This is a genomic window from Pirellulimonas nuda (assembly GCF_007750855.1).
GTDB lineage: Bacteria > Planctomycetota > Planctomycetia > Pirellulales > Lacipirellulaceae > Pirellulimonas > Pirellulimonas nuda.
This window is the reverse complement of record NZ_CP036291.1, coordinates 4,371,153-4,386,188: the sequence shown is the minus strand read 5'-3', so window position 1 is coordinate 4,386,188 and position 15,036 is coordinate 4,371,153. Positions and strand designations below refer to the sequence as shown.

At 67.0% G+C, this 15,036-nt stretch carries 15 protein-coding genes; 10 read left to right on the top strand and 5 right to left on the bottom strand.

The features are described 5' to 3' along the window. Positions 1-111: 111 nt before the first annotated feature. A complete protein-coding gene (locus tag Pla175_RS17005; RefSeq protein ID WP_145287776.1) occupies positions 112-1,224 on the bottom strand; it encodes an SAM-dependent methyltransferase in 1,113 nt (370 codons plus the stop codon). 136 nt (positions 1,225-1,360) lie between these two features. Further along, entirely contained in the window at positions 1,361-3,634 is a 2,274-nt protein-coding gene (locus tag Pla175_RS17000) for an ATP-dependent helicase (protein ID WP_145287774.1), read from the bottom strand. Positions 3,635-3,911: 277 nt separating this feature from the next. Between Pla175_RS17000 and Pla175_RS16995 the strand changes: the two genes are divergently transcribed. Beyond that, complete coding sequence (locus tag Pla175_RS16995) at positions 3,912-4,187, top strand: DNA-directed RNA polymerase subunit alpha C-terminal domain-containing protein (RefSeq protein ID WP_145287771.1); 276 nt, start codon at positions 3,912-3,914, stop codon at positions 4,185-4,187. 41 nt (positions 4,188-4,228) lie between these two features. Here the strand turns inward: Pla175_RS16995 and Pla175_RS16990 are convergent, their stop codons facing one another. Together Pla175_RS16990 and Pla175_RS16985 are read right to left on the bottom strand one after the other, a co-directional pair. Continuing rightward, a complete protein-coding gene (locus tag Pla175_RS16990; protein ID WP_145287768.1) occupies positions 4,229-4,765 on the bottom strand; it encodes a pyridoxamine 5'-phosphate oxidase family protein in 537 nt (178 codons plus the stop codon). Between the two features lie 47 nt (positions 4,766-4,812). Beyond that, positions 4,813-5,604, bottom strand: coding sequence for an SDR family oxidoreductase (locus tag Pla175_RS16985; protein WP_231953941.1), 792 nt, complete (start codon positions 5,602-5,604; stop codon positions 4,813-4,815). Positions 5,605-6,079: 475 nt separating this feature from the next. Here Pla175_RS16985 and Pla175_RS16980 point away from each other — a divergent pair, with 475 nt between their 5' ends. Together Pla175_RS16980 and Pla175_RS16975 are read left to right on the top strand one after the other, a co-directional pair. Next, positions 6,080-6,544 (top strand): DUF2892 domain-containing protein, encoded by a 465-nt coding sequence (locus Pla175_RS16980; protein ID WP_145287763.1) that lies wholly within the window; start codon positions 6,080-6,082, stop codon positions 6,542-6,544. 50 nt (positions 6,545-6,594) lie between these two features. Beyond that, entirely contained in the window at positions 6,595-7,035 is a 441-nt protein-coding gene (locus Pla175_RS16975) for a DUF2231 domain-containing protein (protein WP_145287760.1), read from the top strand. On the opposite strand, the gene Pla175_RS16970 is transcribed toward Pla175_RS16975, so the two are convergent. Beyond that, complete coding sequence (locus Pla175_RS16970) at positions 7,014-7,721, bottom strand: SGNH/GDSL hydrolase family protein (protein ID WP_197526923.1); 708 nt, start codon at positions 7,719-7,721, stop codon at positions 7,014-7,016. The genes Pla175_RS16975 and Pla175_RS16970 overlap by 22 nt on opposite strands. Positions 7,722-8,030: 309 nt before the next feature. On the opposite strand from Pla175_RS16970, the gene Pla175_RS16965 reads away from it, so the two are divergent. From Pla175_RS16965 to Pla175_RS16935, 7 genes are all read left to right on the top strand, one after another. Then, positions 8,031-9,056: a hypothetical protein gene (locus tag Pla175_RS16965; protein ID WP_145287752.1), complete on the top strand. Its 1,026-nt coding sequence runs from the start codon at positions 8,031-8,033 to the stop codon at positions 9,054-9,056. After that, the gene (locus Pla175_RS16960) at positions 9,053-9,466 is read left to right on the top strand and encodes a hypothetical protein (RefSeq protein WP_145287749.1); all 414 of its coding nucleotides are present in this window, start codon (positions 9,053-9,055) and stop codon (positions 9,464-9,466) included. The genes Pla175_RS16965 and Pla175_RS16960 overlap by 4 nt, the downstream gene beginning before the upstream one ends. Next, on the top strand, positions 9,463-10,083 hold the full coding sequence (locus tag Pla175_RS16955; RefSeq protein WP_145287746.1) for a hypothetical protein: 621 nt from the start codon (positions 9,463-9,465) through the stop codon (positions 10,081-10,083). The genes Pla175_RS16960 and Pla175_RS16955 overlap by 4 nt, the downstream gene beginning before the upstream one ends. Before the next feature lie 251 nt (positions 10,084-10,334). Further along, positions 10,335-11,372 carry a hypothetical protein gene (locus tag Pla175_RS16950; RefSeq protein WP_145287743.1) on the top strand — a complete coding sequence of 346 codons (1,038 nt, stop codon included), beginning with the start codon at positions 10,335-10,337 and terminating at the stop codon, positions 11,370-11,372. Positions 11,373-11,586: 214 nt separating this feature from the next. Beyond that, positions 11,587-12,834 carry a hypothetical protein gene (locus Pla175_RS16945; RefSeq protein ID WP_145287740.1) on the top strand — a complete coding sequence of 416 codons (1,248 nt, stop codon included), beginning with the start codon at positions 11,587-11,589 and terminating at the stop codon, positions 12,832-12,834. Between the two features lie 48 nt (positions 12,835-12,882). Next, complete coding sequence (locus Pla175_RS16940) at positions 12,883-13,965, top strand: DUF6268 family outer membrane beta-barrel protein (protein WP_145287737.1); 1,083 nt, start codon at positions 12,883-12,885, stop codon at positions 13,963-13,965. Between the two features lie 681 nt (positions 13,966-14,646). Beyond that, positions 14,647-15,030, top strand: coding sequence for a hypothetical protein (locus Pla175_RS16935; RefSeq protein WP_145287734.1), 384 nt, complete (start codon positions 14,647-14,649; stop codon positions 15,028-15,030). Positions 15,031-15,036 lie beyond the last annotated feature (6 nt).

The window sequence follows — 15,036 nt, the reverse complement described above, 5'->3', positions numbered from 1 at the left end:
CGATCAAAGCCTAAAGCAAAGAAAGTGCAGGCGGCGCCGCCAACTTCTTAACGGCTTCCGTCGCAAACCTTCGTGATCTTTGGTGTCCTTCGTGGCTAAACCGTCCGTCAACTACCTTCGCAATCGCCGCTGCGAGCGGCTCTTGAGCGCCGCCATGCACAGCTCTTGCCGGTTGTGGGCGAGTTGGCGGAAGCGGACGTCGCGGAAGCCCCAGCCCTGCACGCGCTGGGCGTACTCGCTTAGCTTTTCGGGGGCGGCCAGCTCCCAATCGGCCAGCTTGAGCGTCAGCAGCATGCCGCGGATGGTAGAGTCGGGGCGGGCGACGAGCGCCTCGACCGCGTCCAGCGTGTAGCGCGGCGCTACGTTCAGGTCGGCGGCCAGCCACCGGCAGCCGATAAAGTCGCGCCGCGGGGCGTCCATCACGCGGCGGCGGAGGTGGCGGAAGTTGGGGTTCTCTTCCAGCGACGGGTCGACCACCGCCGGATCAACGCCGATCACCTTCATCCCGCGGTCCAGCAGCGCCTGGCTCGCCCCGCCGGGAGAAGCCCCTAGTTCAACCCACTGGTCGCCGGCCTCGGCCGGAAGGGCCGACCATCGCAGCGCCTCAGCGATCTTCAGGTACGCCCGAGAGATCATCGCCTCTGGGGTGTCCAGCGGGGGCGTTCCCCCCGGCCAGCGCTCGTACCGCGCGGCGGCCCTGTGGCAACCGACCCACCACCACCCGGGCGCCATCCGGATGACATCCATCACCACACCCCCGGTCTGCAGGCCGCGGCCCAGCGTGTTTCCCTCCGGCGCCGAGTCGAGGATGGCTTGGCGGGTCTCGAGGTCGGTGTCGGTCTGCCCCGGCTCGTAGCCGCGGTCCCCTGGCACGCCCGGGTCGCGGGTCCACACGTGCAGCGTTGTCGCTGCTTGAGCTAGTTCACGGAGCCCTGGGGTCTCCCAGAGGGCTTGGGTCATTGGGTCGAGTGACTCGCCGACCGTAGGTCGGCTGCTGCTGGTTGCGCCGCTCTCGGGCTTCACTTGTGCCGCCGACAGCCCCAGCGTGCGCGCGAAGACCAGCCGGGGCGCGGCAAACGCCTCGATCGTGGTCGGCTCGGGCAGTTTGAAGGTGACCAGCCCGCTCTGCGAGTAGGCGAACCGCCACTCTGAAGCGCGGTGGGCAACCTCGCGCTTGAGGGCCCCCTCGGCGCCGGGCTGGCAGGTACAGAAGACGAATTGCATAGGGGTCGGAGGGTTAGGCGCCAAGAGGCTAAGATCTCTCGCGGAGGCGCAAAGACGCGGAGAGGACGACTCGGTGAGTCGCCTATCCTACTCGGAAAGTTCTCTCAGCGCCTCCGCGCCCCTGCGAGAGAAAACTCTACCCCTGCGCGGGCCGCACCGGGCTGTGGGCCAGCACGAAGCGTCGTTCGCCCGCCTTGGCGAAGCGGATGGTCGCCTTGCGTCCCTTGCCAGAACCGCTGAGCGCCACGATCTTCCCGGGGCCGAACTCGGGGTGGACCACCACCATCCCTTGCCGGAAAACCTCCGGCGACACCCGCGGCAGGGCCTTTTCCGCCGAGTCATCCGCCAAGGCCGCCGCGGTGGTCATCAGCCCCGCGATATCGACCGGCAGCCGCTTGGCGGGCGCCGGGGGTGGCTCTTGCCGCCACTCCTCCAGTTCTTCGGCGTCCCAGGGATCGGCGTCCCACGTATCGAGCTGCACCTCGACCTCTTCACGCACCACGTCCATCTGGCCCCGCGGCATCTCCATCAGGAAGCTGCTGGGGATGGCGATCCGCCGTTGCCCGCGGTAGTCGCGTCGGGCCACGTAGCTGAGCTGCAGGTTCTGCATCGCCCGGGTGATGCCCACGAACGCCAGCCGGCGTTCTTCTTCTAGCTGGTTGGGGTCTTGCAAGCTCCGCTCGTGAGGCAGGATGCCGTCTTCGAGCGCCACGATGTACGCCACGGGGAACTCCAGCCCCTTGGCGGCGTGCAGCGTCATCATGGTCACCTTGTCGGCGTCGTTCTCCCAGTTGTCGGTCTCGTTCACCAGCCAGGCGCGTTCGAGGTACTCCTCGAGCCCCCCCTCGTCCGACTGCTCGTCAAACTGCCGGGCGTCGGTCAGAAGCTCCTGGATGTTCTCGATGCGGTTCTGGTCTTCCTCGTCGCCGGTGGCCTTGAGTTTCTCGAGGTAATCGGTGCGGTCGAGGACCACCCCCAGCAGCTCTTCCACGGAGCCGGTTACCGCCCGGGTGACGTCGTCGATGATCTCTACAAACGCCTGCACCTTCTTCGCCGTACGGGCGGGAAGGCCCGTGGCGTCCGCGTGGCGGGCCGCCTCAAGCATCGGCGAGCCGGTGCGGTAGGCGTGCTCCGCCAGAGCGTCGATCGTCTTCTTGCCGATGCCCCGTGCCGGCGTGTTCACCGTCCTCTCGAACGCCACGTCGTCGCGCGGGTTGGCGGCCAACTGGCAGTAGGCCAGCACGTCTTTGATCTCTTTCCGCTGGAAGAACTCCTGCCCCCGCACCATCTGGAACGGCACCCGGGCCTCGCGCAGCGCCCGCTCGATCGACCTCGACAGGGCGTTGATGCGGTAGAAGATGGCGAAGTCGCTGGCGCGCCGCTCGCCGGAGTCGATCGCTTCGCGGATCTGCCGGGCGATGCCGGAGGCTTCCTTGTCCTGATCGCCGTACACCGCCAGCCGCACGGGGGCGCCGGGGCCCTTCTCCGTGAACAGCCGCTTCTGCTTCCGCTGGGTGTTGTGGGCGATCAACTCGTCGGCCGCCTGTAGGATCAGCCCCGTGCTGCGGTAGTTCTGCTCCAGCCGCACTACCTTGACGTTGGGGTAGTCGCGCTCGAACTCCAGGATGTTCTTGATGTCTGCGCCACGCCAGCCGTAGATCGACTGGTCGGGGTCGCCGGTCGCGGCCAGGTTGGGGTAGTCGACCGACAGCGCACGCAGGATCACGTACTGCGCCCGGTTGGTGTCCTGGTACTCGTCTACTAGCACGTAGCGGAACTGCCGGTCGAGCTCGCGGCGCAGCTCTGGGTTGTCGTGCAGCATCTGGGCGACGTGCAGCAGCAGGTCGTCGAAGTCGACCGCGTCCGACTCGATCAGCTTCCGCTGGTAGGCGGGGTAGGCCTCGGCCACCACGTGGGAGATCGGTCTCCCGCTGGTCGCCTTGAACTTGTCCGCGGTGATCAGCTTGTTCTTGGCGTCGCTGATGGCGTGGCCAATGCGGTCGGCGGTGTAGCCCCCGGTCTGCAGCCGCTGGGCCTCGATCACGCGTTTGAGCGTCTTCCGCGCGTCGCCGGCGTCGTAGATCGTGAAGTTGGGGCTGAGCCCCACGTAGTCGCCGTACTTGCGTAGCAGCTTGGCGCCGAAGCGGTGGAACGTGCTCAGCCATACCCGCTGCCCCGGCGCCAGCGTTCCGACCCGGCGCCGCATCTCTTCGGCAGCCTTGTTGGTGAACGTGAGCGCCAAAATGGCGTGGGCGGGGACCCCCTGCTCCAGCAGGTGGGCGATGCGGTGGGTCACCACACGCGTCTTACCGCTCCCGGGCCCCGCCAGAATCAGCAGCGGACCATCGACGTGCAGCACCGCCTCGGCCTGGGCGGCGTTAAGCCCCTCGGTAAGCTTCGTGCTCGGCATCGGATGAATATACGCCGATAGGCAGGTCCGACGTAAGGAACCAGCAAGACGCCAAGAACAGCACGCAAACTATTTCGCGCTATTAGCTGTTCCGATCCCGTATTCTCGGCTTGGCTTCTTCTGTCCGTCTTGGCGCGCCGTGGCGCTCTTGGCGGTCCCTCATGCCTGCTAGCACGTGGAAAATCTGTCGAGAATCTTGCTCCGCAACCCCAATCTGACGGTATACTCCGCCCCAGCGATCTGGACCGCTTTCACCGACCCAAGGAAGGAGTCAAAGATGCCCCGCATCCCTCTGAACCACGCTCAACTGCACAGCGACCAGCTCAACGAGCGTCTCGAGATGAGCACCGCGGAGATCGGCCTCGCCGTTCGCACCACCAACTGCTTGGAAGAGAAGGGCATCCTCACCGTCTACGACCTGCTGCAGTGCCAGCCGGAATACCTGCTGGGCATCTCTAACTTCGGCGAAAAGACCTTGGAAGAGGTCTACGCGGCGCTCGAAGTGATCGGCTTCCCCCGCCCAGGCCGGGCGCAAGTCGGCAAGCCGAGGTAGAGCGCCTAGCGACCGCCGCTCGGGGGAAACCGCTCTGCGCGTCAGCCCAGCTCCTTTTCTGAGAGGTGCTCCTGGCGGCCGAGGTCGGGCGTGTGGCCCGTGGCGAAGCCCCGCGCGATCTCGAACAGGGCCACCGGCCGCGAGTGCTTGGCCTTCATGTAGGTCACCGTGTGGGCGTTTACCAGGATTAGCGCCAGGCGCGGATCGTCGGGCCCGCCGTCGCGGTCGCCCCCTTCGTTCTCAAACCACACCTGCCAGTCGCTCTGGTGCAGCTTGCGGATCGTCATGCGGTCGGTGCAGATGCTGGCCGTGCCGCTGACCGAAACCCACTCCTTGCTGCCGCTGTCGTAGTAGCCCAGGCAGACCTCGCTGTTGTGCTGGATCTCGTCGACCTTGTGCGTCTCGATGTTGGTCACGAACCATACGTCGGCGACCGCGTCCCGCTTCTGCGTCGCCATCGGGCGGGTCACTAGCGCTGCGTCCGTGCGGCGCGTCGTGAACAAGGCGGTCTCGATGTCGCCGATCAAATCGTACATCTCGTCGATCTTTTTCTCGGCGCTGGTGTTGGATACGGACATGGGTTTCTCCAGGATGGATGTGTAAGGCGGCGGTTAAAAGCTCTGCCTCAGAGCGGGGTGCTGCCCCCGGTGGCGCCGAAGACCTCTCCGGTGACGTAGCTCGCGTCTTCGGACGCCAACCACACGTACAGCGGCGCTAGCTCCGCCGGTTGAGCGGGTCGGCCAAACAGCGTGTCTTTGCCGAAGTTCTTCACCTTCTCGCCGGGCATCGAGGCCGGGATAAACGGCGTCCACACCGGCCCTGGGGCCACGGCGTTCACCCGCACCCCTTGCTCCATGGTCAGCTTGGCCATCGCTTTGGTCATGCCGATCAGGGCGGACTTGCTCGACGCGTACGGCAGCAGGTAGCCCCCCGGATCGTAGCCTTGGATCGAGACCGTGTTGATGATCGAATCGCCCGGCTGAAGGTGGCGGAGCGCCGCCTTAGAGAGGTAGAACGGCGCGTAGACATTGGTTTTAAAGATGCGGTCGAACGACTCGCTGGAGAAGCCCTCGACCGAATCGCTCGTCTCCTGATAGGCAGCGTTGTTGACGAGTATCGACAGCTTGCCGAAACGCCTGACCGCTTGGTCGATCAGGTCCTGGCACTGGGCTTCGTCCCGCAAGTCGCCCGCCACGGCGACGGCCTCCGCCCCGGCGCCGCGTACGTCGGCCAGGCTGGCCTCGGCGTCCTCGGTTTCCGAAAGATACGAAACCACAACGCTGGCGCCCTCTCGCGCGAACGCCAGCGCCACCGCGCGGCCGATGCCGCTGTCGCCCCCGGTGACGATCGCGACGCAGCCCTCGAGACGGCCGCTGCCGCGGTACGTTTGCTCGCCGTGGTCGGGGACGGGCTTCATACGCTGCGTGCATCCGGGCATCTCTTGAGACTGTTCCGAGAATGGGGGACTGGCAAAGCGAGTGCGTGGGTCGGTCATGGAAGTAGTGGTTGGTTGTTGGAATGCCGAAGTCGATTGTTCGGCTTTCAGGTTGATCGCTGGACGACTGCCGCCGGCGACGGTTTGCGCGGCGTCCGCAGCGGGATGCCTGCCACGCAACGCAAAGCACATGCCGCTTCGCGAGTGCTACGAACCTTGTGGCGCCCCGTTTGCTTGCGTACCCGTTGAGCAAACGCCGCCACGCGACGATCAGGTGCATCAGCGGGGCGGGGTTGCCCTAAGCCCGAGACGGCTGGCTTTTCGCGCCTTCGTCAGCCCGAGGCGACGCCCTGCTACGGCCGGGTGGGTGACCCGCCTGATTGGCGGCGTTTGCTCTGCTAAGAAACTAGAGGTTGGTCCAGTCGACCTAATCACCCCACTACCCAGGTAAGAAGCCATGATCCCTTCCAGCGTCGAGCGCGTCCCGCAGAGCACATGCGACGAAATCAATGAGCAGATCCGGCAGAATGCAGAGCGGCAGATCGCGCGGTGTGCATCGGCTGGTCCACAAGCGATCAACGATCGGCTCGACGAGCTCGATCACGAGTGGGATGTTGAGCGCACGCTTGAGGCCAACGCGGCAACGTTGACCCTCATCGGCTTGGCGCTAGGCGCCGGGGTCAACCGCAAGTGGTACTTATTGCCGACGGCGGTCGCCGGCTTTCTGTTGCTGCACGCGATCGAGGGGTGGTGCCCGCCGCTGCCGGTGCTGCGACGGTTGGGGTACCGCACCCGTTCGGAGATCGATCACGAGCGCTACGCCCTGAAGTACGTACGGGGCGACTTCCGCCGGCTGCCGGAGCGGAAGCACGAACGCGAAGGGGTGAACGCCAAACGCGTAGTGGAAATGATGCGGAGCTAGTGGGCTCCGGGGGCCGACCGCGTTCACCGATAGCCGCCACGGAGACTACCATGGGCGTTGAGATCTTGGGCCACCGCGTGCACCCGATGCTGGTAGGTTTGCCGATCGGGTTGCTGGTCGGGTCGGTGGTGTTTGACGTTGCTCTGATGGCGACCGATGAGCCAAGGTGGGCAGACGTGTCGTTCTGGACGCTCGGTTTAGGGATCGTTTCGGGGCTGATCGCGGCGCCCTTCGGCACGATCGACCGGTTGGGGATCCCGTCGGGCGCCCCCGCCAAGCATATCGGCCTCTGGCACGGCGTCGCCGCGGTGCTCTCGGTGGCCCTTTTTGCGGCCAGTTGGACGTTACGCTACCAATCGCCGCCGACGCCGACGACGCTCGCACTTGGACTGAGCGCCGCGGCTGTCGTGTTGCTTGCGATCGCCGGCTGGCTAGGGGGCGAGCTGGTATTCCGCCACGGCGTCGGAGTTCACCGGGGCGTTGCCGACTGACGGTCCGCCAGCGACTGACGCAGCAGCTTGGTCCAAACCCGGTACCCCTCGTCGTTCAGGTGCAGCCCGTCCTCGCGGAACAGCTCCTTACGCGGCGTTCCGTCGGCCCCCAGCATCGGGGGCCAGACATCGAGGTACGAGACGAGTTCGTCCCCTTCTGCATCTTCTCGGATCAGACCGTTCGCTTCGCGGATCGTGTCGGCAAGCTTCCACCGCGCCAGGCTCGGCTTGATGGCGACATAAACCAGCCGCGTCTCGGGGAGCGCCTCGTGCAGCTTGGCGACAAACGCTTGGAAGTCGCTGTGCACCTGTGCGGGCGATTTGCCCGCGGCGATATCGTTGTCGCCGGCGTAGAACACAACGGTGTGGGGCTTCAGGGGCGCCACCAAGCGGTCGAAGAAGTGATTCGAGTCGCAGATCTGCGAGCCCCCGAACCCGTGGTTCACCACCCGCCGATCGGGGAACGATGTCGCCACGGGCCAGAGACGGACGCTGCTAGAGCCCACGAAAACGATGCCGCGCTGCGGGGGAGGAGACTTCTGGTCGCGCGCCTCGATCGCAGAGATCGCGTCTTCCCACCGCGAGGGGTCGTACGGCTTGGCCTGCTCGGCCCGGGTTGGCAACGCGAGACCGACGCCGATCGTCCAAATGGCCAGCGCGGTGCGGGGAGTTGAGGCAAGGTGCATCTGCGATATTCCGATGGATTGAATGAGCCGAAGTTGCAAGTTTGAGCGATGCCGGTGGTCCATGCAAGCAGTTCTAACGAGCGCTTGCCCGCAGGCGGCTTGACGCTCGCGCCGGCAGCCAGAAAAACGCCGCTCGTAATTCCCCCCGCCCCGGGCGATAATAGCTGCTTCAGCCGGAACGCTCGTCGGGCGTCTTACCGGGCGCCGAACTTTGCTGTGCGGCGCCCAAACCAGGCGTTCGAGCCTTTCCGAACTGCAGCCGCCATCGATCCATCAGCTCCGCCTTCCCGTGCGTGACTCCCTCCTGCAATGCGTTCAAGATTCTCACTGCTGCTAAAGAAACGGGGGCGGCGGCGCACCGGCTCGCCGCTGCTGGCCGCTTCTGGGGCGATTGCGTCCGACCTCATCTTCCTTTCCGTAGGGGTGGGGGGAGCGATCGCGATGCTCCGAGAACGCGACCAGTGGGCGGCCTGGGCCTTGGCGATCCCGCTGTCGCTGGCGGCGATCGGCGGGGTTGGGCTGTGGCGAACGCTTCGGCGGGTGGGGGCTTCTCCCGAGTGGGTCCGTTGGCGCGCCGATCGCCCTTGGCTGCCGCACCGACTGCCGTCGGTCCTATCGGCGTCGCCGCTGCCATCCGTGGAGAGCGCCACCGATAGCCCGGGCGTGCGGATGCAGTACCGACTGCCCATCGACGGCGCCCGCGGCTGGCGCGTGGTGGGCATGGCGCTGATCTGCGTGCTGTGGAACGGGTTGGTTGGGTTCTTTCTGGTAGAGATCGTCTCCAACGTTCTGCAAGGAAACGTGAACTGGCCGATCACGCTGCTGGTGGCCCCGCTGGCCTTTGCCGGCGTGGGGCTGGGCTACGAGCTGATGCGCGACGCCTGGACCGCCACGGGGGTTGGGGTGACGCGGGTCGAGGTGTCCGACCTCCCGATGATCCCCGGGGGAACCTACCGCTGCGTGGTGATTCAGGCCGGACAGCTCCGGGTGCGCTCGCTGGTGGCGGCGCTGGTGTGCGAGGAAGTCGCCACGTACCTGCAGGGCACCGACTCGCGCGTCGCCACCGCGGAGGTCTACCGCAACACCTTGCTCCGCGAACGCAGGTTCGACGTCGATCCCGCGCGGCCGTTCGAAGCCGAGTTTGAGATCGAGATCCCGGCCGACGCGATGCACTCGTTCCGATCTACGCACAATGAAGTCGCGTGGTCGGTTGAGGTGCAATGCCTCGCGCACCGCTGGCCCAGCTTCCGCCGCCGATTCCCGTTGTGCGTTTACCCCGCGCCGGCCCAGCCGGCCAGCGCGACGAAGGGTCAGCTCTCTGGCGCCGCAACATGAAGCCCACCAGCCCGATCCCCGATCTCCACATCGCGCTCGATTGGCGCGGCGATTTCGCGCCGGGCGACGAGCTCACCGGGCGTTGCCACGTCCGCAACTGGAGCGAGTTGATCCATCCACGGGCCGAGCTGTCGGTGGTGTGGTACACAGCGGGGCAGGGGGAGGAGGACATGGCGGTCCACTTCCTGCGGCGGCTTCCCGGCCGCGACCCGTCAGATTCCGATCCAGCCAAGCCGATCCAGTTCGCAGTGACGCTCCCTTCGGCGCCGCTGAGCTACGACGGGTTGATCCTGAAGGTTTGCTGGGCGGTCCGCCTGCGCGTCAAGCCACGGCTGGGTCGGAGTCAGATGGTGGAGGCGCCGTTTCGGTTGGGGAGCGTGAGCGCCGCGGTTGCCGGGGAAGAGGCATGAACACGATCTCCATCGCGCCCCGCGACGCGGACGTCCCCTCACGCTTTTCCAACCCCTTCGCTACCTGCTGGACCAGACCGGGGGCGTTGACGCCGATCTTGCCCGATGGGCTTTCGATTGAGGACCTGGTAGAGCGGTTACGGTCGAATGCCTGGCGTGGAGAGATCGTGGGCCCCCACGGATCGGGGAAATCGACGCTGCTGGCCGCCCTGGCGCCGGTCGCGAGGTCGGCGGCGGGCGGGGAGCTCACGATCATCGACGGACTGGACGAGGCCTCTTGGCTCTCCCGGCGGCTGCTGGTGCGCCCCAAATGCAGGCTGCTGGCGACAACGCATGTGGGCGCCGGACTGCCAACACTGTGCCGGATGGCGCCGGCGCTCGATCAACTGCGCGAGCTGTATCAACGCCTAACGACCGACCGCGAGAACTCCACGACCTTGGCTGACGCGTATGATCATTACGACCGTTGCCAGGGGAACATCAGGGAGGTCTGGTTCGCCCTCTACCTGCTTCACGAGAGGCGCAGTCGAGGCGCCGGGGGGGCGTCTGTCTCGTGCTTGCAGCGCCGCAGCAGGGGGCGTGCGGTTCGGTTAACTCCTACGCAAGAAGCGACTTAGCTCGATCCACGCGGGGCGTGATCGGAATACTGGGCTTGCGTTCTGCGGGCCCGGGCTACGATTGCTGCGGACCAAGACGGTTCTCAGTAACGCGCGGCCGCCCGGCCTGTTCGGCACAACCGGCCGGGCCCCCCTAATTGGAATTCGCTTCCAAATGGGGGAAAGACTCAAGTGAATAGTTGCCACTATGGGTCATTGCGAGTTACAAGTTGATGAGGGACTTTTAGCGCCCATCCTCACACATGAGAACCATGATGTCCCGTATGCTTTTCTCCGTAGCGATCCTTGCGTTGGCTTGCTTCGCCAGCGTTGACGCCTGGGCCCAGTGCACTTCGTGCGCTCAGCCCGTGGTGGCGTTCTCGCCCGTCGTGCAGGCGCCGGTCATGCAGCCGGCGCCCCAACCGGTCGTCTGGCAGACGCAAACCACCACCGCACGCGACGGATGGTACCCAGGGAAGGTGATCGGAAACCTTTTCCGCCCGCGCGCCACGACCACGGTCACTACCAACTACGCCCCGGCAGCCCCCAGCTTCGTTCCGGTGACGGCCGGCTATGTTCCGCAGACGGTTGGCTACGCCCCGCAAATGGTCAGCTACGCGCCAACCGCCACCAGCTACACCGCCGCGTACCGGCCGACCTTCCCGCCGTCGTACAGCTTGGCGATGGAGGTCCCGCTGCAAACCGTCTACCGCCCGATCGTCGAACCGGCGTGTAACTCGTGCGGCACGGATCCTTGTGGATGCACGTCGTGCGCCATGCCCGTGACGATGAGCGCACCCGGGTGCAGCTCGTGCGGTCAGGCGTCGACGGCTGCTTTCGCGGCGCCCTCCAGCGGGTGCGCCTCTTGCAGCGCCCCCGCGTCGTTCTCTTCGAATGTCGCCCCCAGCTACTATGAAGAGCCGGCGGGTCAGTCGTATGTTCCGCAGAACTCCGGCCAACCCACCCCCGCGCCGTCGCTGGGAGCAGACGAGAACCCCGCTGCCGAGCGCAGCGTACTCGAGAAGCCCCCCGTCGAGCCGCAAATCGACCCTCAAGCCGAGCCGAGCGACCTGGGCCCCAGCGGCACGTCGATCGAAGACAGCTCGACGTACTTCGAGGCCCCGCAGTTGTATGACCCCCGCGACCGCACCACGCGGCGGCCGACCGCCCCGGTGTGGAACGCGGTTTACGAGAAGCCGGCCGACAGCGGCACGGTCCACCGTACGTCGCTGCGGGTCGAGTCCGAGGCGCCGGCGCCCGTGCGTCGCACGCAGGTTGGTTTCGAGGGTTGGACGTCTGCCGCCAACTAGCCGGCGCCGCTAGCAATCGATCGAAGGGGCGCGGGGCCTTGGGCTCCGCGCCCCTTGTTTTTGCGCTGTGGGACGACGGCGGGTTCGAACCGCTGGGGCGTTGGGGTTGCTTCGGGCGCTCGGCCGCTGCTAAGTAGCTTGGCCGTATTCTCCATGCTTCCTCGTGCCAGCCGCGATGCGTTTGCGCATGCCGCGTTCCAACCCCCCAAGCCGCGTGCGAACGCCAAGCCCGATCGCTTGGGGCTTGTCGCTTGCGCTCGTGGCGGTTCCCGCCGCGGGGCAACGCGTGCAGATCCCGGCGGGCTCCTACAGCGCGCCCGCCGCGGCGGCGCCCCCGCAGACCTTCGTGGCGCCCTCGCTCCCGCCGACGGCGGGCGCGGTCCCGCCGCCGAGTTTTGATCCCTACGCGCTTGGTTCCGGCGCCCCGGCGGCGCCCTACTCCTACGCCGCCCCCGCGCCCACCGGGGGCCTGGCGCCCCCCAGCCCCTACGGCGCGCCGGCCCCGTACGGCGCACCGGCTCCCTACGGCGCGCCCCCGGCCTCGGCGTGGCCCGCGGCGCCGCAGGCGGCCTCGCCGTCCGACTCGCCCTGGTTCCCTAGCAGCACCCCCACTTGGGAGCAGGGCAACTACGGCTATCAGCAGCCCGACGGCACCGTCGTGCAGTTCCAGCGGCTCGTGCAGCAGCTCCGCGTCGAGAACACCTACCTCTACGGCGACGGCTCTCCGGACCAGTTCGGCGTCAACCGGCTCGAGCTGACCACCACGTTCGCGATGCCGATCGGCGGCAAGATCGACACGCCTTTGCTGCTGACCCCGGGCTTCGCGTTTAACTGGTTCGACGGCCCCCCCGGCGTTCCGTTGACGGGCCAGCCCGACCTGCCGCCACGCGTGTACGACGCTTACCTCGACGCGGCCTGGTTCCCACAGTTCACTCCGTTGCTGGGGGCCGAGCTCGGTGTCCGCACGGGCGTGTGGACCGATTTCAGCAACGTTAACTCCGACTCGGTGCGCATCCTCGGACGGGCGATCGGCGTGGTGTCGACCTCTCCCGACTTCGAGGTGCTGGCCGGCGTGGTGTACCTCGACCGGGTACGGATCAAGATGCTCCCGGCCGGCGGCGTTCGCTGGCGGCCCAATCCGGATACCGACATCTACGCCGTCTTCCCCAACCCGCGGTTCCGGCGCCGGCTCAGTACCTATGAAGGAGTCAACTTCTGGTGGTTCGTCTCCGGCGAGTACGGCGGCGGTTCTTGGACCGTGGACCGCGGCGGGCTGAACGACCAGATCGACTACAACGACATCCGCCTCTCGATCGGCATGGAGTACGAAACCCCGCTGCAACGCCGCGGCCGGTTCGAGATCGGCTACGCGTTCGACCGCGAGATCGACTTCCGCTCGCAGTCCCCCCCCGACTTCAAGCCCGACTCCACCATCTACTTCCGCACCGGCTTCGACTTCTAGCACGCGCCTACCCGCGCAGCCACGCTCATCCCTCGGCCCGAACACCGCGTGAAGCCCTACCGCCGCATCCTGCTCCTGTGCCTCGTGGCGCCGCTCGGCGCCGCGTGGGCCGCGGCGCAGCCCGCGGGGGGGTACGCGGTGGTTGAGCCCATCGACTACCAGCCGCCGTTCCAGGTGACGATGGGCGAGCAGCCGCCCTACGTGGCGCCGATCGCCGGGCCGACCTACGACCCGCTGGTCCTCCCCGTCGATGGCGCCTCGCTCCCGGCCCAAACGCCGCTGGGGGCGGCCGAGCGCGCAGACCAGCCGAGCCTGCTCCCCCCCGGCACGCGGCCCGGCGTGTTCCAGGGCGTCAACCTTCAGTCCGACTTCATGCCCCGCCTGGGCAACGACAACGGCCTGGGCGTGCACGGCTGGCAGGCCAATGGGGTGTTTGGCTTCCCGTTCTTCGAGCGAGAAACGCCGCTGGTGGTGACCCCCCAGTACCGCACGATCGGCCTCGACGGGCCCGGCGGCACGCGTCTGCCCCCCGGCTACGACGTGCCGAGCCGGCTGCACGAGGCCCAGGTCGACTTGCACCACTTCCGCAGGATCACCGACCGCTGGCTGTTCGACGGCGCCGTGACGCTGGGCGTCTACGGCGAGGCAGACGCCCTGGGGGACGGCGGGGCGTTCCGCGTCAACGGCCGGGCGCTGGGCGTGTACGACTGGAGCGAGCATTGGAAGGTGCTGGTGGGGGTGGTCTACCTGAACCGCGCCGGCTACAGCGTCATCCCGGCCGCGGGGCTGCTCTACGCAGACGACGCCTTGAAGGTCGAGCTGGTCTTCCCCCGGCCGCGCATCGCTTGGCGGCTCGACGGGGGCTGCCCGCCGTGCGACGAGCGCTGGGTCTACCTGCTTGGCGAGCTGGGGGGCAGCGTCTGGGCGATCCGCCAAGAAGACGGCACGCCCGACACGCTGGCCTACTCCGATTACCGCTTCATCGTGGGCTACGAGCACAAGGTCATCGGCGGGCTCTCGCGTTACCTCGAGTTGGGCTACGTGTTCGGCCGCCAGGTAGAGTTCGACAACTACCCGAACGACATCCCGGTGAACGACTCGATCCTGCTCCGCGCCGGGATAGGTTTTTAGCCCGCGGGGCGTGGCTCTGGAGTTTTGTCCCTTTTGTCCCGTCCTGGGGGAGAAGAAAATCGGACAAAACCCCCCCCACCCCCTACGTTTCTGCACGTTTTCGCGCCGCCCGTTCGCCCGGCGGGGCCCGCCGGGCTTGCCTAAGGGGTCGCAAGCGGACACGCGCGGACACCTCGGGGACAAAATAGGGCGCATCGTTTTCTCCGTCGGCTAGCAGACAACCCCTCATTATCGCGGCGTGGGTGGCTATTTTCGACAATGAAATGCGGCGAGAATCCAGACGCTAGAGACTACCGCTCGGGCCGCGAAGAGGGCCGGATGCTGGTGCTTCCGCTCCGGTTCGACGGGGCGGCAACACCAGGCGCCGCGCCGCTCTGGGCTTCTCGCGTCCGCGCGATCGCATCGACCCTGGTCTTGGCTAGGGGGCGAAGCAACGGCGACGAAGGCGGGGCGACCCTACTATTGGCGAGCCCAAGCTGAGGCTCTCTCTTGAAGGACCGACCGACCCAAAGTGACGCAGCGGCCGCCGGCGAGCACGGCGGGCGCGAGCTCTATGAGAAGCCAATGCAATCCAATAAACGAAGCGTGCTAAGCAGAGCGGTCCGAGGCAGAGCGGTCCGAGCCAGATCGGTCCGAGCCAGATCGGTCCTACGCGGGGCGGTCGGCAGCGGCTTGGCCTGCGTGCTGTTTTGTTGCGGGTGCGACGAGCCGGCCGCGGGGCCCCCCGCGATCCAGACCCAGAACCTCCACTCGCGGCCAAGCACGCTACGCGTGGTCGACGGCACGGACGGGGCGGTGGTTGAGGTGCGCAGCGACTTTGGGATCGGCCGCGCCGCGTTGCAGCGGACCGGCCCCGAGTGGCCGGCCAAGGTGACGGTGCGTCTGTACCTCAAGGCCCTCGAGGGCTTCTCGGTGTCCGGCGGTGGAGAGACGCTCGACAAGGAGTCCCTGGCGATCGACCGGAACGAGGCGGACGGCCAGCCCTGCTTCGACGTGCGTGTCCCGCGGTCTGTGCTCGACGCCGGCCCGCGGATCGAGGTCCAGTGGGTCGACTTCTACCGCTAGCGGCGC